Here is a 20577-nt window from a genome sequence, read left to right as displayed (position 1 = left end):
CCGTCGCCGAGGTTGAACCGGTAGGTGTCGCTGTTGTAGCTGCCGTGCAGCATGTCCGTACCGGTGCCGCCCTCGAACACGTTGTTGTTCGAATACGCACCGCCGACCCACAGCACGTCATCGCCCGCACCGCCGACCAGCCGATTCTCACCGTTGGCGCCGCCGAGGTTGTCGTTGCCGTCGCCGCCCAACAATATGTCATCGCCGCCCCCTCCAACCAGTTCGCGACCGTCGGCGCCAGCAAATTGAAGGCTGATCGAGAAAAGACTACTTGCATGCTGTACAAGCACCTGCTTCTGACGCCCTCGGCTGATGAGCTCGACCAACAATCCGCGCCAGTCCCAATCGGGAGCGATCCGCCCAAAGCCTTTCTGGATATCGTACAGATCAGAAATGGCATCGATGGGACTGACCGCCGCCCTCTCCCGTACGTAGTCCTCGACAAGGCTCAGATCCAACCCAGGCAGACCGATGTCCCCGCCCTTGAGTACGATGCTGGAGACAGCACCTTTGAGTCTGGTTTGAAGCACCAACGCGTCGTAGACCGACTCCTTTAGCGCCTCGTAACTCTGAACAAGCGCATCAACCTGCGCCTGATTCAGGGTTACCACCAAGCTTGGCGCCGAATCGCCAACATTGGTTTCGCCACGTCGAAAATTCGCCCGCCCGGTCGAAATCGAGCCGTCTGGCGCGTGCGCAAAGAACGTGCTGCCATTAAACTTCTCCAACTGACTGATCAACGGGAGCAGCCACTTCGTCTCTTCCCTGCCATAGGACGTGACAGCCTCGGCGCCCCGCGCCACCACTTCCAACGGAACCGGCCCTGCGACGATGAGCTCCTCCCGCCGCAGGCCCACAATATCTGCGCTAGACAGCATCTCGGACGTACCCGCCCAGAGTGCGAGAACCTCATCAATCTTCTCCATCATCTGCTCCCTCGTCGTCCCAGGTGAGAGCGCATTGATGGCGGCGACCAGCCTCTCTTCCCCACTGGCTGCTTCAGCCAGATCTCGCACTGCGCCGGACCCCGAGACATTGGGTAGACGACTGGCTTTGTCGCCGACGACGGCAGGATCGCGCGCTTCAGAATAATCACGGTGGAAGAAGCTACGGCCTAGCAACACATCTGCCGCGAGGCCGACGCTTCCATCGACCCGAACAAACCTGCCGGAATTGTCAATAATGTTGTCATTGCCTAGATTCTTATCAATCGCGGATACAGGCGTGAGATCGACCGATCTCACCCCGGTCTGCACGAGGGTAAACAGCTCGCTACCTTGCGAAATCCCATCTTCGTTCAGGTCACGCCAAACCCTGACGTTCAGATACTTCGTATCGCTGGCGTCGAACACCCCATCTCCAGAACTGTCCAAGTCCTGGAGAGCGGAGAATCCAGAACCTGCTTCGGCCCCGTTCAACATGGGGGTATCCGCGCCGAAGAGCTCTCTTCCGCTATCTATCCGCCCGTTTCCGTCTCGATCGAGCACCAGGAAACCATCGTCGCCTTTGATCCAACCAGTACCGTGCTTGATCCCATCGCCGTCGTGGTCGAACAAGACAGAACCGTCGGCACGAACAGTCTCAATACCGTCTCCATCCAAGTCCAACACCAGCGGGTCGCGACGCGCAGGCAGCCAGTTTCGTGCCCAATCGAAGAGATCGCGAACTCGCTCATCAATATCATTCCTCTTTTGAATCCACCAATTCCTGGTATCCGTATAGGTATCTTCCAGCCAATCTGACAAGCGGCGCCAGGATTCCTGGACGTCCTCGGCCAGGTCTGCGACCACATGGCGACCACTCAAGGCTTCGCCAACGGTTCGACCATCGGCATCCCAGAAGTTGGACATGCCATGAGCGCCCAGAGGATCGTCCACCCACTTCGTCATGTATGTTCTCGTTGTGCCAATCTGATCATCTAGCGAGACTCCTGACACAACGTCGTGAAAGGTTCGGTGATTGATCACGCTTTTGTCCGCAATAGTCGTGTCATAGCCGAGCTTTTCGGCGCCCCTCCTAACGCCGAACGCGTTGAATGTCTCGCCGCCGACACCAAACGCCGCTGCCTGCAGTTGCGCCAACGCACCCCCAAGAGAATGGCCAGTCACATTCACCGACCTGGCTCCGATCTGAGCCGCGTGCTTTTGAGCCCATCTGAACAGATTGATTGCGTCCGGAAGTTGCGCAGGGACTTGTGACACCGCCATGCCAACGTCGGTTGTGAGATCGGCCGGTGACGACCCGAATGGCTCCGTACCGGCGCTTGCGACGACGATCTCACCTGTTCTTACGTCCCGAAATACCGTGCCTTTGTAACCACTAGCGGTACTGACAGAGTGCAGAACCGTCAGTTCGTCACCTATGGTGGATTCAAATTTGGCGCCGCTGACGTACGCGCCAGAGTTGTAGGCAAGTGTTGCGGCATATGCGTAAGTGCTTGTGCTCGACATTTACAGATCCTTCTGCCTTCTTTCCCATGTGACCGTCATCACCCCAATGAAGTTGGAGCGGTTGCTTTTCCGACTCGTAAGAGTCGCTTCGTTGTCTTCGAGACAGTACCCAGGCCCCATGCTGGAGACGTAGCAACTGGATGTCTCGCTGCCGCGCTCCAACGAGGCCCTATACGATGCCGACCCTCGCGCCGCCCTCCCCTCACCTTGTCCATCCGTCACCACCGACTGAACGCTGACTAAGAACACGGTGCAACGAGCCTTCCCCCGCAGGACGGTGCCGACGGAGGCCCGATCGCGCCCCACTACTTCGAGCACCCTCGGGTATCCGACTGGCCCAATAAGTGGAGTGTGTTTGGTGCATTCTTCCGAAAAGTTCGCGTACTCGGCCTCAAGCGAAGCAATCGCGAAACCGGTTACCCCGGGGGCCGGCTCGAACTTCGCTGATGCTTCCACCCATTCCGGTTCGATCTCCTTCCCGTGACCTCCCGTCCGGTTGCACGACGTGGTAACAAGAAGCAGGGAAAGTGCCAATACGCGTTGACCTTTGACGATATCCATATCGCATGCATGTCCTTAATCAAGAAAACTGATAGCTTTTGCCCTGCTTCCAATTGACGGCATCGATCGCTTCTTTGAGGATGCGTTCACCGCCGGCCACACAGCACGTACTCGATATTCGCGCTGGAGCCCCCCCCGACGACGGTCAACGCTCCCTTAGCGCCTCCCTGCCGTGTCGCTCGATCGGGCTGAGTAGATAGTCAGCAACGCGGCGCTTACCGGTCTTTATTTCTGCGCTAAGACTCATGCCCGGCGTCATCCGAAAGCGCACGCCATCGAGCTCGATGATGGCCTTGTCCAAGCCAACACGGATCGGAAACACCGGCCCCATACGCTCGTCCTGAGCTGCGTCGTTCGAGACGCTCAAGACCGTTCCAGTCAGGAAACCGTAGCGTGTATACGGGAAGCTCTCGATCTTCAGTGTGACCCGTTGGCCGGCACGTACAAAGCCGATGTCCTTGTTGAGGACGGCAGCTTCGACCTCCAATGCCTCATCACTCGGCACCACGGCCAATAGCGTCTGTGCTGGCGTCACCACGCCGCCCACCGTATGCACTGCCAACTGCTGCACGCTTCCATCAACTGGTGCTCGCAGCTTCATGAGCCGGTCGCGCTGACCGGTCTTGGCGACCTCAAGGGTCAGCTGTCTCACCTCTTCGCCCGCCAGGCGCAGCTGATCCAACGCCTGTTGCCGCGTATCGGTCATGAGTACGCGCAACTCCTCCTCCGCCGCACTGATAGCGGAGCGAATCTCCTGCAATCGACTGCGATGTGTCGAAAGCTCGCGCTCCGCCGCTATGCGCTCCTGCTCCCGAAGGAGATACTCATGCCGACCGACGTACTGCCCCTCCACCAAACTGCCGTAGTCCGCGGCCCTGGCCCTCGAGATGCGCGCGGACTCATCAAGCGGTGTGATAGCGGCCTGCAGGGTTCGCAACTCCGCCTTGCGCTGCTCAATGCTGGCCCGCAAGCCCTGCCGCCTGGCCTGGTATGTATCGAACTGACTTCGCGCTAACGCTTGCTCTGCTTCCACGCGACCTTCCGGAAGCTCGACGTCCGACGACATCACGGGTGACCGGTTGCTACTTAGTGATGCCACCATGGCATCCAGTCGCAACGTCGCCAGCCTTGCGTTGATCAGTGATTGAACGACTTGTTCGCGTTCCGCGCCTGTGGCGGTAGCATCCAGCTCAATGAGCAACTGACCCTTCTTCACGACTTCGCCGTCACGTACAAAGATCTGTCGGACCACGCCCGCCTCGGCCGACTGGACCATCTTGGTGCGCGAATCGACAACGAACTTTCCCGGCGCCACGGCAACAATGTCCAGCTTTCCAAGGGACGCCCATAGCGCCACCACGCAGAAGAAGGCAATGATGGTGCGCATGGTCCAGCGAGCGGCCGGAGAGGCTGGCGAGTTGGTCAGTTCGAGGTGCGCTGGAAGGAAGGCCAGCTCGTCAGCGTTTCGCTTGGGCGGATCAAGCTCGCCGCGCGACTTCCACGCGGACTTGAAGACGGCCACATATCGACCGGCGAAGTCGCTCGCTCCCAGACGGATGTGCCTCATGCCTCCCCCGACTGCAGACGGTGAAGATGGGCGTATCGACCCTCGGGCCGCTCAACCAGCTCCGCGTGGGACCCACTTTCGACTACCCGTCCCTTCTCCACGACGACGATTCGATTGGCACGTCGCACGGTCGACAAGCGATGGGCAATGATCAGTACGGTCCGCGCTTTGCATATGGCGCACATATTGGCCATCACCGCGTTTTCGGACTCGTAGTCAAGGGCACTCGTAGCCTCATCGAAGATCAGGATGCGAGGATTGGTGACCAGCGCGCGGGCGATGGCAATGCGCTGGCGCTGCCCACCAGACAGCCCGGCGCCTTGCTCTCCGACCACGGTGTCGTAGCCTTCGGGCAGCTCGACGATGAAGTCGTGGGCCCCTGCCAGTTTCGCGGCATTGATCACCCGCTCCAGCGGCATACCCGGGTCGCTGAGCGCAACGTTCTGGCGCACGCTGCGGTTGAACAGGAAGTTCTCCTGCAGCACCACGCCTAGCTGACGGCGCAACCACGCCGGATCGGCGAGCGCAAGGTCGTGACCGTCGATCAGCACTCGCCCCCGCTCAGGCGTGTACAGCCTCTGAACCAGCTTGGTCAGGGTGCTTTTGCCCGAGCCGGAGTGCCCGACGATCCCGATCACTTCCCCCGGTTTGATATCCAACTCGATGCCGCTGAGGACTTCTGCGGTGTCAGGCCGGTAACGGAAGGACACCCGCTCGAATGTGACCCGCCCCTCTATCGGCGGCAGCGCCGTTCTGCTGCCCACCCTTTCGGTACGAGCGTTGAGGATGTCGCCCAGTCGTTCGACCGAGATGCCAACCTGCTGGAAGTCTTGCCACAGTTGCGCAAGGCGGATGATCGGGGCGGTTACCTGGCCGGATAGCATGTTGAACGCAATCAGCTGCCCCACTGAGAGCTCGCCATGGATGACGAGCCTTGCGCCCCAGAACAGGATCGCGACGCCAACAAGCTTCTGCACAAGCTGCACGCTCTGCTGTCCAAGCGTGGCGATGCGGGTAACGCCGAAGCCTGCCGTGACGTAACCGGCCAACTGGTCGTCCCAGGTGCGGATGACGCGTGGGTCGACTGCGATCGCCTTGACCGTGCCAATGCCACTGATCGTCTCGACGAGAAACGCCTGGTTGTCCGCGCCGCGGGCGAACTTCTCGTTCAAGCGGTTGCGCAGCACGGGCGTGACGCCAGCCGAGATCAGCGCGTACAGCGGGAGCGATACCACGACGATTAGCGTCAGCCAGACGCTGTAGTAGAACATTACCGTCAGAAACACAACGATGAAGAAGAGGTCGAGGACAGAGGTCAGCGCTTGCCCGGTGAGGAAGCTCCGGATGTTCTCCAGCTCGCGCACGCGGGCAATGGTGTCGCCGACCCGGCGCGATTCGAAGTAAGCGAGTGGAAGCGCCAGAACGTGGCGGAACAGTCTCGCGCCAAGCTCTACGTCGATCTTGCAGGTCGTATGCGAGAACACGTACGTCCGAAGGCCGGACAAGACCACATCGAACACCGCCATTGAGGCCAGCCCGATCGTGATTACGTCCAGCGTGGTCAGGCCTCGATGCACCAGCACTTTGTCCATCACTACCTGGTAGAACAGCGGCGTTACCAGCGCAAAGAGCTGAATGAAGAACGAGACGATGAAGACTTCCAGCAGAAGCTTGCGGTACTTCACTATGGCCGGAATGAACCAGCTGAGATCGAACTTGGCGAGCTCGCCGAGCACCGAGGCACGAGAGGCCACCTGCAGCAGGCGGCCCGCGTAGAGAAGCCGGAATTCACTGTGAGAGATCGACCGAACACGCTTCTCGACGAGGTCGTGTATCAGGACCTGGTCGCCGTTAACCCTTGCAACCAAGAAGGCGCCGCCGTCTGGCACGAGCGCGAGCGCGGGCAAATTGGCCATACCCAGCCGGGTCGCGGACTGTTCGACGATCTTGGCTTTGAGGCCAAGTCTCTTCGCAGCCAACAGCAGCGTGGTCTCGTCGAAGGCCTCGCCAACTCGGCCCAAATCGTGCGCTAGTTGTTCCGCGTTGGCCGCGATGCCATGGAACTGCGCCAGCAACACCAACCCTTCAAGGGCCAGATCAGACTGCCGGCTTAATGGTTCTGCGTACCCCGCTACCGCCAGCGCGACACTCCCCGGTGCCATGAGCATTCCCTAATCACCTGTTTCCCGAAGCCAAGAATCGCGCCTCTCAAGCGTGGAGGTAACGCGAGTTCCTCGTACTCCTGGGGAGGCGTTTGGCCCGTACAGGTGTGGGAATAGAGGACGGAGTCAGCCCCAAGGCAAGTTAGGCTCCCACACCATGTACACGTCAGCGCGCGCGTAGTGCGATCCCGGCCGCGGTGCCGGGTAATGGCGGAAGCCGACGCTCTCGTATAGCGCAAGCGCCGGACCGAGTTGCTTGCTCGACTCCAGGAACAGTTCCTTGCCCCCACAGGCCTTGAACGCATCGATCGCGCCCTGCATCAGCAGCCGACCGACGCCGGCGCCACGCAGTTCCGGCGCCACGGCCATCTTGGTCAGTTCGTAAACGCCATCGGACTCGCGCTTGAGCGCGACCGTGCCGACTGCGCGATCGTCTGCGTCGATTGCGAACAACACATGTCCGCCACCGGCGAGGATGTGGGTCTCGGGGTCGCCAAGCACTTCACGGTCGATCGGTTCGACAGTGAACCAGCGTTCGAGCCATTCCAGGTTGAGCGTGGCGAAGTCTTCGCGCCAGCGCGGTGCGTAAGCGACGATGCGGATGGGGGATGAAGTGGTCATGCCGCAATGATAGTGCGGCAGCGACAGGGCGTGCTCACCACTGCCTGCCCGCCATTGCGCGGGCCTTAGTCCTTTCCGTTGCCGTTGGCAGCCGCCTGGGCCGACTTGCCCTTGCCGGACTTGCCCTGCACACCCTTGCCGCGGCCCGGGAAGTCGCGCTCGAGGTCCGAGTCGATGGTGATCGTGCGACCCCAGCGGTCGTAGCTGGGCACGAAACCCTTCTTCAAACGGTGGAACTCCGCCGAGCCCGGCTTGATGCCCAGGCCCTGGGCAACGTTGCCCCAGCCCTGGCCGTGGTCGCGTTCCCAGATGTCGACGACGTAGCGGCACGGGCGTCCGATGATCGAGGCGATCGAGCAGGCCAGGTAGACGTCACCCGGCGCCCATCGGCGATCGCCAAGTAGATCTGTCACCAGCTCGCGCGGCGCGCCGTAGTAGCGGACCATCTCGTCGACGAACGGGTCGCGATAGCGGCTGCCATAGCGGTTCACGTCGCCCGCCCAGGTGTCCACCCAGCCGTCGCCGCTGCGCGGGTTCCAGCCGAAGGTGTAGTCCTGCGCCGAAGCCGCGCCGGCGCCTGACAGGCCAACCAGGGCAACGAACAACCCGGCGAATTTCGACTTCCAGGGGGAAGGCATGGCGTTGTGCTCTCAACTGCGGATGGCGGGAATGCTGGGGGCGCGGGGGTGAATCCGTTCTGAAACCGCGCCGGGAACCCGAAAGCCGTTGGCCGGGCATTTATACGAGGTTTTCGCCGGGGCGACCAGAAACCACAACGGCACCGATGCGGTGCCGTTGTCGAATGCCCCGCTGCGACGATCAGTCGTCGTCGTGGTGGCGGTCGCGACGGTCGTCGCGATAACCGTCGTTGTCGTAACGGACGTAGCGGTTGCCGTCGTAGCGGTTGTCGTAACGGCCACGGTCGCGGTCGGAGTAGTAGACGCGGTCGCGATGGTGGTCGTAGCGGCCGTCGTAGTAACGCACCGTGCACTTTCCGTGCTTGTTGCAGTTGCCGTTGTTGTAGTAGCCGTACGCGTTGCCGTAAGGCGGGCCGGCACGATATACGCGGCGGTAGTACCTGGGACGCCCGTAGTCCTGGACCACGATCAGGCGGTCGCGGTAACCGTTGTCGTAGCGGTAATAGGGGTAGCCGCTGTGGTAGATCACGTCGGCCACATCCACGACCACGCGCACCCAGTCGTCGCCCTCGCCGGCACGCGCAGGCGTCGGCGCCATCGCAACCGTACCCAGGCCGGCGGCAAGTACCACAGTAGCCATCCAGCGGGACAGGACGGTAGCCATCTTGATTCTCCTTGTTTGCCCACCCCCCGGCGGGCACGACATCAAGATGGGGCGACTCGGGTGAACAGCTTTTTAATGAAACCGCCCCTGCCCGGGACCGCTTAACTGGCGTTGGGGTTGGCCAGTCCGTCGGTGGTCAGCTGGTTGCGGTCAGCCGGCTGCGGCGGCCAGTTGCCGGACCATCGCCGGCAGTTGCGCGGCGTGGTCGACGCGGCGCAGGCGCGGGGCGTCGTCGGCGACGTCGGCTTCGTTCTCGTGCACCCAGTTGGTGTGATATGGCACATGGATGCCCCACCCACCCAGCTCCAGCACCGGGGCGATGTCGGACCGCAGCGAGTTGCCGACCATGACGAAACGTTCGGCCGGCAGGTCGAACTCCTCGAGCAGGCGGGCGTAGGTGGCGGTGTCTTTTTCGCTGACGATTTCGATGCGGCGGAACAAATCGGCGAAACCGCACTGCTTCACCTTGGCTTCCTGGTGGAACAGGTCGCCCTTGGTGATGAGCACGACGTCGAACTCCGACGCGATCGCTTCCACGGCTTCGCGGATGCCCGGCAGCAGCTCAACCGGATGGCGCAGCAGGTCCTTGCCGAGCGTGACAATGCGGTGCAGGTCCTGGGCGCTGATGCGCGAGCCGGTGATGTCGACGGCCGCTTCGATCATCGACAGCACCATGCCCTTCACGCCGTAGCCGAACAGGGCGATGTTGCCTTTCTCGACTTCGTACAGGCGTTCGTGCACACGTGCGTCGTGGAGGTCGACGTAGGCGCCGACGATGCGTTCGAAGTCGTCCTGTGCCTGGTCGAAGTAGTCCTGGCTGCGCCAGAGGGTGTCGTCGGCATCGAAGCCGATCAATTGGATCGTACTCATGTGCGCATTATGAGGCCGAATGGTGCCTCCGCCGGGGCATCGCCTGGCGCAAAAGAACAAGGGCGGCCGAGGCCGCCCTTGTCGTGGGGGAGGTAAAAACGCGGAGCGGGTTTAGCCGCCGCTGTGGCTCTTGCCGGGGGTGGTCTGGACCTTGGCGACGTAGGCCTTGTATTCATCGGTGGTGAGCGCGCCATCGGCATTGGCGTCAGCCTTGTCGAACACCTGGCCCAGGGCCGGGACGGTGGCGGCCTCGGTCTTGCTCAGCGCGCCGTCCTTGTTGGAGTCGACGTCGGACCAGCTCTTCTTCTGCGGCGCAGCCGTCGGAGCGGCAGCGGCGGGTTCGGCCGGGGCCGCGGCGGCATCCTGGGCCTGGGTCGCTTCCGGGGTGGCCGACTGGGCGAACGCCAGCGGTGCGGACAGCGCGGCCATCAGGGCGACGGCGGCGAGCAGCGGCTTGCGGGAATGGATGGTCATGCGTGTCTCCTGGGGTGGGCGGCATTGATGCCAGTTCAATTGCGCGGAAGGGCAACGTTGCCCCTGACGTGCCGCACGACCCCACCTTGCCGGCGCGCGCATGAACGCTTCTGCGGCGGCGATCGTTAAACCAGCGTTTTCTTAACCACGCGCCGGGCCAATGCCGCTAGCGCGGACCCGTTTTGGTGACCGCGTTTGCCGATGAATGTGACGCAGGCCGAAGTTCAAGCCTGCAAGGACGCGGCTGGATTGATGAACACAACACAACCTTCACCAGTGAGGGCGTCAACCGGCCGATTCGATCAAGCCGACGGCATGCGGCGCAACATGCGATTGCATGCGCGCGATTGCGTGCGCGCGATTGCATGCGCGCGAAGCAGCGATGCCGTCTCAGGCTTCGTCCTCGCCACGGACGTCCGCGTAAGGCACGCCCTCCTCGTCGAACTCGACGACGACGGTGATCGGCCGGCAACAGACCTGGCAGTCCTCGATGTAGTTCTGAGAACCGGCAGAGTCATCGATCACCAGGGTGATGGTTTCACCGCAGTAGGGGCATTGCACGTCGACGGTGGGAAGCATGGCTTCCTCCTCGGTGGCCGGGGCCGTGGTGCCGGCACCCGGCGTGGACGCCGCCTGGACTGTCAGGGCTTCGGCAGCGTCTGATCAGGGGCCGGTTCGAGCAGGATATCCACCGGCTCGCCGGGGTTGTTGCTGCGGATGTGGAACTGCGTGGCGTCAATTGCAAGGATGTCAGTCGGGTAGTTGATGCCCTCCTCCACCATCACCAGCGCGCCCTTGTCGAACGACCAGCGGCCATGCATCGGCGTGGCATTGGGTGAATCCACCACCAGCGTGCCATCGGCCAGGAACGTGTAGGTCGAACCGGGCTGGCCCGCGCTGGTCTGCTTGACCTTCCAGACCTTGTCGACGAACGCAGACGGCAGGGTCGCGGTGGCGCTCGCTGCCGGCGCCGGCGTGGGTTCGGCCGGAAGCGGTGCATCGGTGGAGCGTGCCGGCTCGGCGGACGTATCGGCGGTGACCTGCGGCGTTGCCGGCTCGGGCTGCGCGGGAGGCGTGGGAGCCTGCGCCTTGCAGGCGGCCAGGAGGAGCGTGATCGCGATCAGCAACGGGCGGGATGCGGCAGTCATTGGCACACCTGTGCAGGGTCTGGATGCGTGGCACCTTAGCACCGTCATTGTGGCAGCCGGCTCATCACGCGCCTCTAACCCGGGCACGGCAAAGCTTGCGCCATCGGCTGCGAGTAGTGGGCCCCGCCCAGCCATGCACGCCCGGCAGGCAGGCTCCCATCGCAGTGCGGGAGACAGACAATGAAGATGCGGCACGTATTCAGCACGCCCGATCTGGACACCGCGCAAACGGTGATGAACACCGCACGCAGCTCGGGCATCGACGATCACGACATCCTCCTGGTCGCGCGCTCGGACATCGAGCTGGAAGGCATTCCCAACGAACGCAAGGAAGCCGACACCGACCTGATGCCGGCCGCGATGCGTGGCGCCGGCTACGGCGGTGCCGCAGGGTTGCTTGCCGGACTTGCGGCGGTGGTCCTGACCCCGATCGGCCTGACACTGGCCGGCGCAGCAGCGGCAACCGTGGCCGGTGCGGCCGTGGGCTGCTGGGCATCGGCACTGGTGGGCTCGTCGATCCCGGATCCGATCCGGCGAAAATTCGACGCCGAGATCCAGGCCGGGCGCATCCTGGTGGTGCTCGATGGCAAGAAGGAATTCCTCGACGCGCTCGAGCCGACCCTGATCGCATCCGGGGCAACGCCGCTGCCCTGGGAATCGACCAAGGCCATGGCCTGAGCGTCGTGGGCGGTGCCGTCAAGGCAACGCAGCCGACGCGTTCGGCACCGCCAGCGGCTTCATTCCCAGCGCGTTGCGATAACGCGCGTGCAGCACCTGCACCTTGGCCACGTAGGCCTGGGTTTCGGCATACGGCGGCACGCCGCCATAGCGGGCAACGGCGCCTATGCCGGCGTTGTAGGCCGCGGCGACGAGGGTGAGGTCGTCGTGGTAACGGCGCATCAGCGCGCGCAGGTGACGCGCACCGGCATCGATCGACTGCCCCGATGAGAACGGATCGACCACGCCGTATTCGCGGCTGGTCGCAGGCATCAACTGCATCACGCCCTGCGCGCCCTTGGGCGATACGGCATTCGCGTCGAAGCCGCTTTCGGCATGCGCGATCGCGCGCAACCAGGCCTCATCGACACCGGTCGCGCGTGCGGCGGCGCGGAACTGTTTCGGGTAGCGGTCGATCTGCGCCGGGCCCACCTGGCCCAGGCCGGTATGCGCCGGCTCGCCCGGCGGCGCCGGCACGGTGAAGGCCAGTACCTTGATCGAGCCCGGAAGCTTGCGCGTGCCGTAGACGGTCTTGCCGTCCTGCTCGCGCTGGTAGAGCGTGCCGCTGACCGCGCCGCCACTGCCCCACAGATTGGGCACGGCAACCGCGTTGTCGTCGATCTCGCGCGCCTTGCAGCGCGAGCCCGGCTCCGGCGCGGTCGACAGACTGACCGTGCCGTCGCGCACGCAACGGTAGACCTTGCGCGCCTGCGCAGGCGCGGCCACGGACAGCGCGAGCACTGCGACGACCACAGTGGCGTGGAACCGGCTCATGCCGCGGATTCTAGGCACTGCACCTATAGGGGACATGAAGCCGCGCCGCCGCGCAGGCTACGCGGGCCCGGTCTGAATGGCCGCCATGGCGCCCAACCCCTGTAACGCCGCGTCGGCGCGCGCATCGAGCGGGTGGCCGAAGTTGAGTCGCAGGCAATGGCCGAACCCGCGACTGGCGGAAAAGATCGGCCCCGGCGCGATGCTGATGCCGCTGCGCACCGCCTGCCGCTGCAATCCGAGCGCATCGCTGCCGGCGGGCAATTCGATCCATGCGAAATATCCGCCGAGCGGTCGCGTCACGCGGGTGCCGGCCGGAAAGTGACGCGCGACCGCAGCGATGTACTGCTCCTGTTGCGTTGCCAGTGTCGAACGCAGGCGGCGCAGATGGCGGTCGTAACCACCGCGCTGCAGATAGCGTGCGATCGCCAGCTGCGCCGGGACGTTGGTGTTGAGGGTGGTGGTGAGCTTGTTGCGCGCGATCGCCTGGCGGAACTTGCCGGCGGCGACCCAGCCGATGCGATAGCCCGGCGCGAGGCATTTGGAGAACGACGAGCAGTGCATCACCAGGCCGTCGCGGTCGAACGCCTTGGCCGGCAGCAGGCGTTTCGGGCCGAAGTGCAGCTCGGCGTAGACGTCGTCCTCGATCAGCGGGATCGCATGCAGGGCGAGCAGCGACACCAGCTCACGCTTGACCGTTTCGGGCATGGTCGCGCCGAGCGGGTTGTGGAAGGTCGGCATCAACCAGCACGCACGCGGTGAATGGCGACGGATCGCCGCCGCCAGTGCGGGCAGGTCGATGCCGTCGCGCGGATGCGTTGGCACTTCGATGGCATGCAGGCCATTGCGCTCCAGCGTCTGCAGCACGGCATAGAAGCACGGCGACTCGACCAGCACCGCATCGCCCGGCTTGGTCACCGCGGCGATCGACAGGGTCAGCGCCTCCATCGCGCCGTTGGTGATGACGATCTCGTCGGCAGCGACCTCGATGCCATCGATGAGGTAGCGCTGGCTGATCTGTCGACGCAGTTCGGCCAGGCCCGGGGTGAGGTCGTCGACCGTGCTCCACGGATCGAGTTCGACCGCGGTGGCGGCAACGGCGCGGCCGAGCCTGGGCAGCGGGAACAGCAGCGGGCTCGGGAAGGCGGAACCGAAGGGCACCACCTCCCGGTCCATCGCCGATTGCAGCACCTCGAACACCAGCTCGCTGACATCCACGCTGCGCGAGTCGCCGTCCGGGCGCGAGGCGATCTCCGGTTCCGGCGGCAGCAACCGAGGGTGCGGGGCGACGTAGTAGCCCGAACGCGCCCGCGACTCCACCAGCCCCCTCGCTTCAAGCAGGTAATAGGCCTGGAAGACGGTGGACGGACTGAGCCTGCGTGCGGCGCAGGTCTGACGCACCGACGGCAGGCGCTCGCCGGGGCGGAACACGCCGGTCTGGATCGAGTGGCCGATCTCGTCGGCGAGGGCCTGGTAACGCTTCATCGGGCGGCCTGAACCGGGAAATCTGATACGGTTTTTTTGACCATTTCTGATTCTATGCCTTCTGATACTCCAGGCCTAGACTGCGCGCATTCCCCACCATGAGCCCGACCGCCATGTCCGCGGACGTGCAGCTGCACCTCGCCCTGATCCTGTTTACCCCCTGGTTCGCCATCCTTTCGGTCCTGTACTGGCTCTATCCGCGCCAGCCGCGCGGGCCGGCACGGCTGCTGGCCGACTCGGCGGCGCTGGCGCTGGCCACCGCGGCCGCCATGGCCGGCATGTACTGGGGCATGTGGCATGCCGATCCCGGCTTCGGGCCGATGTGGAAGCAGGTCCTGGCGACTTCGCTGGCCTACGGCCTCTACCTCGGGGTGATGACCCTCGCCCTGCTCCTGCGCCGGGCCTGGTTCCAGCGCCTGCGCGCCCGCCAGCCCCATGACTCCCAAGGTCCGGCCTTCCCATGAAAACCCTTTTCGTCGTCGCCTTCCTCGGCCTGATCGCCTACAACCTCGGCGCGGCCCTTTATTACATGCTGGTCGATCGAGGCCAGAGCAAACGCGCGGTCAACGCACTTACCTGGCGAATTGGTCTGTCCATCGCGCTCATCGGCATGGTTGCAGCGGGCATCGCGACTGGCCTGATCCAGCCGCACGGGGTTGGCGCGTGACAGGCACCCGCGGCCGTCACCAGATGACCTTCACGAAATGAAACGACCTTCACGCGCCGAGCACTAGGCTCGGAACGCTGTGCGCGGGGGGAAAACCAGTCCGCCCTGCAGTGCCCACCAGCAAATTGATCCAGGTCAAACGCGCTTGGACTGCGCGTTCCTAGAATGCCGCCGACCCGGCGCACGGAAAGGGGCTCGCCCAAATGCAAGCGGTTGCAGAAACCTATAACGACAAGGTCGTCCGCCAGTTCGCGGCGATGACGGTGGTCTGGGGCATCGTCGGCATGGCGGTTGGCGTGCTCATCGCCGCGCAGCTGTACTGGCCCGCGCTCAACTTCGACGTGCCCTGGCTCAGCTACGGACGCCTGCGGCCGCTGCACACCAACGCGGTGATCTTCGCCTTCGGCGGCTCGGCGCTGTTCGCCACCAGCTACCACATCGTGCAGCGCACCTGCCACGTCAGGCTGTTCTCCGACAAGCTGGCTGCGTTCACCTTCTGGGGCTGGAACGCGGTGATCGTCGCCGCCGCGATCACCCTGCCGATGGGCATGACCCAGGGCAAGGAATACGCCGAGCTCGAGTGGCCGATCGACCTGCTGATCACCGCGGTCTGGGTGGCGTACGGCGTGGTGTTCTTCGGCACGATCGTGAAGCGGCGGGTGCGGCACATCTACGTAGCCAACTGGTTCTTCGGCGCGTACATCATCACCATTGCGCTGCTCCACATCGTCAACAACATGTCGATCCCGGTCGGGTTCACCAAGTCGTACTCGATGTACAGCGGCGCGGTCGATGCGATGGCGCAATGGTGGTATGGGCACAACGCGGTCGGCTTCTTCCTGACCGCCGGCTTCCTCGGCATGATGTATTACTTCGTGCCCAAGCAGGCCGGGCGCCCGGTGTATTCGTACCGGCTGTCGATCGTGCACTTCTGGGCGCTGATCGCCATCTACATGTGGGCCGGCCCGCACCATCTGCAGTACACCGCGCTGCCGGACTGGGCGCAGTCGCTGGGCATGGTGTTCTCGCTGGTGCTGCTGGCGCCGAGCTGGGGCGGCGCGATCAACGGCATCATGACCCTGTCCGGGGCATGGGACAAACTGCGGACCGACCCGATCCTCAAGTTCCTGATCGTCGCGATTTCGTTCTACATGATCGCCACGTTCGAGGGGCCGATGATGTCGATCAAGACGGTCAACTCGCTCTCGCACTACACCGACTGGACCGTCGGCCACGTCCATGCCGGCGCGCTGGGCTGGGTGGCGATGATCTCGATCGGCTCGATCTACTCGCTGCTGCCGCGCCTGCTCGGGCAGAAGGAGATGTTCTCGGTCAAGGCCGTGGACCTGCACTTCTGGCTGCATACCATCGGCGTGCTGCTGTACATCGCCTCGATGTGGATAGCGGGCGTGATGCAGGGCCTGATGTGGCGCGCGACCAACCCCGACGGCACGCTGACCTACAGCTTCGTCGAGGCACTCAATGCCACCTACCCCTACTACCTCGGCCGGCTTGCCGGTGGACTGGTGGTGCTGGCCGGCATGTTCGTGATGGCGTGGAACGTGAGTCGCACCTGGCAACGGGCGCCTGAAATCGTTCCGACCCCGGTGATGCCGCCGGACACCGTCCGCGCCCACGCCTGACAAGGACGCAGAGCAGCCATGAGCCACTCCCACGAAAAAGTCGAAACCAACGTAGGCCTGATGGCGGTGCTGATCGCCGTGGCCGTGTCGTTCGGCGGCCTGGCCGAGATCGTGCCGCTGATGTTCCAGGCCGAGGCGATCAAGCCGCTTCCCGGGGTCAAGCCGTACCCGGCTTTGCAACTGGCCGGTCGCGACGTCTACGTCCGCGAAGGCTGCTACAACTGCCACTCGCAGATGGTGCGCACGCTGCGCTTCGAGACCGAGCGCTATGGCCATTACTCACTTGCCGGCGAATCGGTCTACGACCATCCGTTCCAATGGGGCAGCAAGCGCACCGGCCCGGACCTGGCCCGCGTCGGCGGCCGTTACTCCGATGACTGGCACCGCGTGCACCTGCTCAATCCGCGCGACGTGGTGCCCGAGTCGAACATGCCCGGTTTCCCGTGGCTGGCCGAGAACAAGGTCGACGGCGAGGAGGTCGAGCGCCGCATGCGCGCGCTCAAGCGCATCGGCGACCCGTATACCGAGAAGGACCTGAGCGGCGCGCGCGCCGCGGTCAGCGGCAAGACCGAACTCGACGCAGTGGTGGCCTACCTGCAGGGCCTGGGCAAGCACGCACCGAGGGGAGGCTGACATGGTGTCGGGAATCATCACGGCGTTGCTGCTGGTGTTGTTCGTCGGCGGCTGGATCTGGGTCTGGAGCCCGCGGCGAAAGTCGGAGTTCGATGCGGCCGCACAACTTCCACTCGATGAGTGGGGCGTTGACGCCAAGAAGGAGAAAAGGTCATGACCGCCGGCTGGTCGTGGTACGTGATCGCCATCGTCACGCTCAACATCCTGGGCTGCGTGTGGCTGCTGTGGTGGACCGGCAAGCGCAAGCCCGGCGATCCGGGACCGACCGAAACCAGCCACTACTGGGACGGCGACATCACCGAATACAACAAGCCGATGCCGCGCTGGTGGATCAACCTGTTCTACATCACCATCGTCTTCGCCATCGGTTACCTCATCTACTACCCGGGCCTGGGCGCGTTCGCTGGCGTGAGCAAGTGGACTTCGGTCGGCGAGCAGGCGGAAGCGAAGGCGCGCGACGACCGCAAGCTCGAGCAGACCTTCGCACCGTATGCGGGCAAGTCGATCGACATCATCGCCCGCGACCCCAAGGCGGTGGCGCTGGGCCGTTCGATCTTCAACAACACCTGCGCGACCTGCCACGGCTCGTCGGCGCGTGGCGCGATCGGCTATCCCAACCTCAGCGACGACATCTGGCACTGGGGCGGTTCGCCCGACCGCATCCTGCAGACCGTGCTGGACGGCCGCGAAGGCGTGATGCCCGAATGGGGCAAGGTCCTGACCGGCATGGGTGGCGACAACGCCGTCGACTATGTCATCGCCTACGTGCGCACGTTGTCGGACCCGGACAGCATGCAGAACAACTACATGGCAGCGCAGGGCAAGGGCCTCTATAACGGCGTCTGCGTGGCCTGCCACGGCGTCGACGGCAAGGGCAACCAGGAGCTGGGCGCGCCGGACCTGACCGACGACTACTGGCTCTACGGCAACACTACGCAGAGCATGCGCCAGACCATCACCAGCGGCCGCCACGGCAGCATGCCGGCGCACCGGCAGATCCTTGGCGAGACACGCGCGCGTCTGGTCGGCGCCTACGTCTGGTCGCTGTCGCACGGCGGCAAACCGGCCACCACCGCGACCCGATGACCGAGCGCAGATGACCGACTACACCGCCCCGCGTTTCGACCATCCGCCGCGTCCATTGACGCAGCGACTCGGGGCGATCCTGTGGCCGAGCTTTTTCTCGGCCGCAGTGATGACGATGGTGTTCTTCGCCTTCGTCGACCCGCTGGCGCTGCGCGACATGACCTTCCCCGACCTGCCACTGACGCGCACGCTCGGCTATTCCATCGCCTTCTTCATGTTCTGGCTGGCCACTGCCGCCTCGAGCCTGTTCACCTGGATCCTGCTTCGCCCTGCCAGTCGCTACAACCGGCCCTTGCCGCCGGAGTGAGCCGAGTAACCCGCAATGACCAAGAAGATCCCGCTCGACCTGCTCGATGACGGCGGCAGCGCGCTGTATGTGAGCGAGCGCAAGATCTACCCGCGCGATGTCGATGGCGGCTTCCAGACCTGGCGCAAGGTCGCGGTGGTGGTGCTGCTGGGAATGTTCTACGGGTTCCCGTGGTTGCGCTGGGATGGCCGCCAGGCGGTGTTGTTCGACCTGCCGGCGCGCAAGTTCTACGTGTTCGGCCTGAACTTCTGGCCGCAGGATTTCGTCTTCCTGGCGGCGCTGCTGGTGATCGCCGGCTTTGCCCTGTTCTTCTTCACCGCCCTCGCCGGCCGCCTGTGGTGCGGCTACGCCTGCCCGCAGACAGTGTGGACCGAGGTGTTCCTGTGGATGGAGCAATGGACCGAGGGCGACCGCAATGCGCGGATGAAGCTCGACGCCGGCCCGTGGAACCGCAACAAGTTCGTGCGCAAGGGCAGCAAGCACCTGCTGTGGCTGGTGTTCGCGCTGTGGACCGGCTTCACCTTCGTCGGCTTCTTTACCCCGATCACCGACCTGGCAGCACGCGCGCCGCTGTTGGGCAGCGCGCCGGGCTGGGGCAACTGGGAGCTGTTCTGGGTGCTGTTCTACGCATTGGCCACCTGGGGCAACGCCGGTTTCCTGCGCGAGCAGGTCTGCAAGTACATGTGCCCGTACGCGCGCTTCCAGAGCGCGATGTTCGATCGCCACACACTGATCATCGCCTACGACCCGATGCGCGGCGAACCGCGCGGCCCACGCAAGCGCGGCATGGCCAGCGTGCTCGAGCGTGCGCGCGGCCTGCTCGACCCGGTGGCCGCCTACGACTACGTGTTCCGCTCGGCGCACCATTCCAGCCACGCCGTCGCGACCGCCGGCACCACGGCGGTCACCGATGCCGGCCTTCAGGCGGCACCGCTGCCGAGATTCGCGCCGGAAGAGCTGGGTGACTGCATCGACTGCACCATCTGCGTGCAGGTCTGCCCGACCGGCATCGACATCCGCAACGGCCTGCAGTACGAATGCATCGCCTGCGGCGCCTGCATCGACGCCTGCGACCAGGTGATGGACAAGATGGGTTACCCGAAGGGCCTCATCCGCTACTCCACGCAGAACGCCATCGATGGCAAGCCCACGCGCGTGCTGCGACCGCGCGTGTTCGTCTATGGCCTGCTGCTGCTCGCGCTGTGCGCGGGCTGGGCCTGGGGCGTCGGCCATCGCAGCCCGCTGATCGCCGAAGTCCTGCGCGACCGCAACGCGCTCTACCGCGAGGCCGGCGACCGCATCGAGAACGGCTACACCCTCAAGCTGGTCAACAAGGACGTCAAGGCGCAGCGCTTCCGCGTGAGCGTGCAGGCCCCGGCCGGCATCACCCTGGTCGGCAGCGCGATAACCGGCGGCGCGCAGGTCGTCGACGCGCCCGCCGAGCAGGTGCTGAACCTTCCGTTGACGCTGTCCTCGCCCGGGGACGTGCGCGGCAAGCACGAGGTCACCTTCAAGGTGCAGCGCATCGATGGCGCCGCGCAGGCGGATGTCCCTTCCACTTTCTTCGGACCGATGTGATGGAACGTTCCAGCCCGCTGCGGATGCCGATCATGTGGCTGGTGCTCGGCCTGCCGATCGTCTCGGTCGTCGCCGGCGTGGGGCTGCTGGTGGCAGCCGTGCGCAGCGGCAGCGACGATGCGGTGATCGACACGGTCCAGCGCACGGCGCAGATCCAGCTCACCGAACTGGGCCCGGACGCGCGAGCGCGCGAGTTGAAGCTGTCGGCCGTGCTGCGCGTCGACAAGGGCATGGTCGAACTGCTGCCAGTGGCCGGTGGCTTCGGCGACGGCAGTGTCGCCCGCGACGAACCGCTGACGCTGATCCTGTCGCACCCCAGTGAGGCGGCGCAGGACCGCACCATCAACCTGACCCCGAGCGAGATGGGCTGGCGCGCCAACGTCGAGCCGGCGGCCGGGCACGACTGGCTGCTGCTGCTCGCGCCGCGCGACCGGAGCTGGCGTCTTCGCGGCCGCCTGCAGGCCGGGCAGCGTGCGGCGCACCTGGCTCCGGCGCTGGCGGACGATTGATCGCCGCGGCACCAGGCGATCCCGGC

22 protein-coding genes are annotated in these 20577 nt (G+C 64.5%); 10 read left to right on the top strand and 12 right to left on the bottom strand.

Annotated elements, in window-relative coordinates:
• From AC1DER_RS12010 to AC1DER_RS11965, 10 genes are all read right to left on the bottom strand, one after another.
• On the bottom strand, positions 1-2450 hold a 2450-nt coding region (locus tag AC1DER_RS12010; protein ID WP_477357988.1), incomplete at its 3' end, for a Tle-like phospholipase domain-containing protein.
• A gap of 706 nt (positions 2451-3156) precedes the next feature.
• Positions 3157-4578 carry an HlyD family type I secretion periplasmic adaptor subunit gene (locus tag AC1DER_RS12005; RefSeq protein ID WP_477243558.1) on the bottom strand — a complete coding sequence of 474 codons (1422 nt, stop codon included), beginning with the start codon at positions 4576-4578 and terminating at the stop codon, positions 3157-3159.
• Positions 4575-6740 carry a type I secretion system permease/ATPase gene (locus AC1DER_RS12000; RefSeq protein WP_477243761.1) on the bottom strand — a complete coding sequence of 722 codons (2166 nt, stop codon included), beginning with the start codon at positions 6738-6740 and terminating at the stop codon, positions 4575-4577. Before AC1DER_RS12000 ends, AC1DER_RS12005 begins: the two co-directional genes overlap by 4 nt.
• Positions 6741-6866: 126 nt before the next feature.
• The gene (locus AC1DER_RS11995; protein ID WP_477243560.1) at positions 6867-7361 is read right to left on the bottom strand and encodes a GNAT family N-acetyltransferase; all 495 of its coding nucleotides are present in this window, start codon (positions 7359-7361) and stop codon (positions 6867-6869) included.
• A gap of 65 nt (positions 7362-7426) precedes the next feature.
• A complete protein-coding gene (locus AC1DER_RS11990; protein WP_477243562.1) occupies positions 7427-7999 on the bottom strand; it encodes a hypothetical protein in 573 nt (190 codons plus the stop codon).
• 181 nt (positions 8000-8180) lie between these two features.
• Positions 8181-8663: a hypothetical protein gene (locus AC1DER_RS11985; protein WP_477243564.1), complete on the bottom strand. Its 483-nt coding sequence runs from the start codon at positions 8661-8663 to the stop codon at positions 8181-8183.
• 150 nt (positions 8664-8813) lie between these two features.
• Entirely contained in the window at positions 8814-9533 is a 720-nt protein-coding gene (locus AC1DER_RS11980) for an HAD family hydrolase (RefSeq protein ID WP_477243566.1), read from the bottom strand.
• A 111-nt stretch (positions 9534-9644) separates the two neighbouring features.
• Positions 9645-10007, bottom strand: coding sequence for an EF-hand domain-containing protein (locus tag AC1DER_RS11975; protein ID WP_477243568.1), 363 nt, complete (start codon positions 10005-10007; stop codon positions 9645-9647).
• A 390-nt stretch (positions 10008-10397) separates the two neighbouring features.
• On the bottom strand, positions 10398-10586 hold the full coding sequence (locus AC1DER_RS11970) for a CPXCG motif-containing cysteine-rich protein (protein ID WP_477243570.1): 189 nt from the start codon (positions 10584-10586) through the stop codon (positions 10398-10400).
• 62 nt (positions 10587-10648) lie between these two features.
• Positions 10649-11155, bottom strand: a complete 507-nt coding sequence (locus tag AC1DER_RS11965; protein WP_477243572.1) for a hypothetical protein — start codon at positions 11153-11155, stop codon at positions 10649-10651.
• A 180-nt stretch (positions 11156-11335) separates the two neighbouring features.
• On the opposite strand from AC1DER_RS11965, the gene AC1DER_RS11960 reads away from it, so the two are divergent.
• Positions 11336-11833: a hypothetical protein gene (locus tag AC1DER_RS11960; protein ID WP_441816932.1), complete on the top strand. Its 498-nt coding sequence runs from the start codon at positions 11336-11338 to the stop codon at positions 11831-11833.
• Positions 11834-11851: 18 nt separating this feature from the next.
• Here the strand turns inward: AC1DER_RS11960 and AC1DER_RS11955 are convergent, their stop codons facing one another.
• On the bottom strand, positions 11852-12646 hold the full coding sequence (locus tag AC1DER_RS11955) for a lytic transglycosylase domain-containing protein (protein ID WP_441816933.1): 795 nt from the start codon (positions 12644-12646) through the stop codon (positions 11852-11854).
• 57 nt (positions 12647-12703) lie between these two features.
• Complete coding sequence (locus tag AC1DER_RS11950; RefSeq protein WP_477357985.1) at positions 12704-14128, bottom strand: aminotransferase-like domain-containing protein; 1425 nt, start codon at positions 14126-14128, stop codon at positions 12704-12706.
• 98 nt (positions 14129-14226) lie between these two features.
• Between AC1DER_RS11950 and AC1DER_RS11945 the strand changes: the two genes are divergently transcribed.
• The 9 genes from AC1DER_RS11945 (at position 14227) to AC1DER_RS11905 (ending at position 20551) form a co-directional block, all read left to right on the top strand.
• Positions 14227-14592 (top strand): hypothetical protein, encoded by a 366-nt coding sequence (locus AC1DER_RS11945; protein ID WP_477243577.1) that lies wholly within the window; start codon positions 14227-14229, stop codon positions 14590-14592.
• Positions 14589-14795, top strand: coding sequence for a twin transmembrane helix small protein (locus AC1DER_RS11940; RefSeq protein WP_441816936.1), 207 nt, complete (start codon positions 14589-14591; stop codon positions 14793-14795). Before AC1DER_RS11945 ends, AC1DER_RS11940 begins: the two co-directional genes overlap by 4 nt.
• A 203-nt stretch (positions 14796-14998) precedes the next feature.
• Positions 14999-16438: a cytochrome-c oxidase, cbb3-type subunit I gene (ccoN, locus tag AC1DER_RS11935; RefSeq protein WP_477243580.1), complete on the top strand. Its 1440-nt coding sequence runs from the start codon at positions 14999-15001 to the stop codon at positions 16436-16438.
• Positions 16439-16456: 18 nt separating this feature from the next.
• Complete coding sequence (ccoO, locus tag AC1DER_RS11930) at positions 16457-17071, top strand: cytochrome-c oxidase, cbb3-type subunit II (protein WP_441816938.1); 615 nt, start codon at positions 16457-16459, stop codon at positions 17069-17071.
• Position 17072: 1 nt separating this feature from the next.
• Positions 17073-17228: a cbb3-type cytochrome oxidase subunit 3 gene (locus AC1DER_RS11925; RefSeq protein WP_441816939.1), complete on the top strand. Its 156-nt coding sequence runs from the start codon at positions 17073-17075 to the stop codon at positions 17226-17228.
• Positions 17225-18157: a cytochrome-c oxidase, cbb3-type subunit III gene (gene ccoP / locus AC1DER_RS11920; protein WP_477243583.1), complete on the top strand. Its 933-nt coding sequence runs from the start codon at positions 17225-17227 to the stop codon at positions 18155-18157. Before AC1DER_RS11925 ends, ccoP begins: the two co-directional genes overlap by 4 nt.
• A gap of 10 nt (positions 18158-18167) precedes the next feature.
• The gene (locus AC1DER_RS11915; RefSeq protein WP_441816941.1) at positions 18168-18464 is read left to right on the top strand and encodes a hypothetical protein; all 297 of its coding nucleotides are present in this window, start codon (positions 18168-18170) and stop codon (positions 18462-18464) included.
• Positions 18465-18479: 15 nt separating this feature from the next.
• The gene (locus tag AC1DER_RS11910; RefSeq protein WP_477243585.1) at positions 18480-20042 is read left to right on the top strand and encodes a 4Fe-4S dicluster domain-containing protein; all 1563 of its coding nucleotides are present in this window, start codon (positions 18480-18482) and stop codon (positions 20040-20042) included.
• Positions 20042-20551 carry a FixH family protein gene (locus AC1DER_RS11905; RefSeq protein ID WP_441816943.1) on the top strand — a complete coding sequence of 170 codons (510 nt, stop codon included), beginning with the start codon at positions 20042-20044 and terminating at the stop codon, positions 20549-20551. The genes AC1DER_RS11910 and AC1DER_RS11905 overlap by 1 nt, the downstream gene beginning before the upstream one ends.
• Positions 20552-20577 lie beyond the last annotated feature (26 nt).

It is taken from the genome of Lysobacter sp. 05T417 (assembly GCF_056396405.1).
The sequence above is the reverse complement of the archived record's forward strand: the minus strand, read 5'-3'. Positions and strand labels throughout refer to the sequence as shown.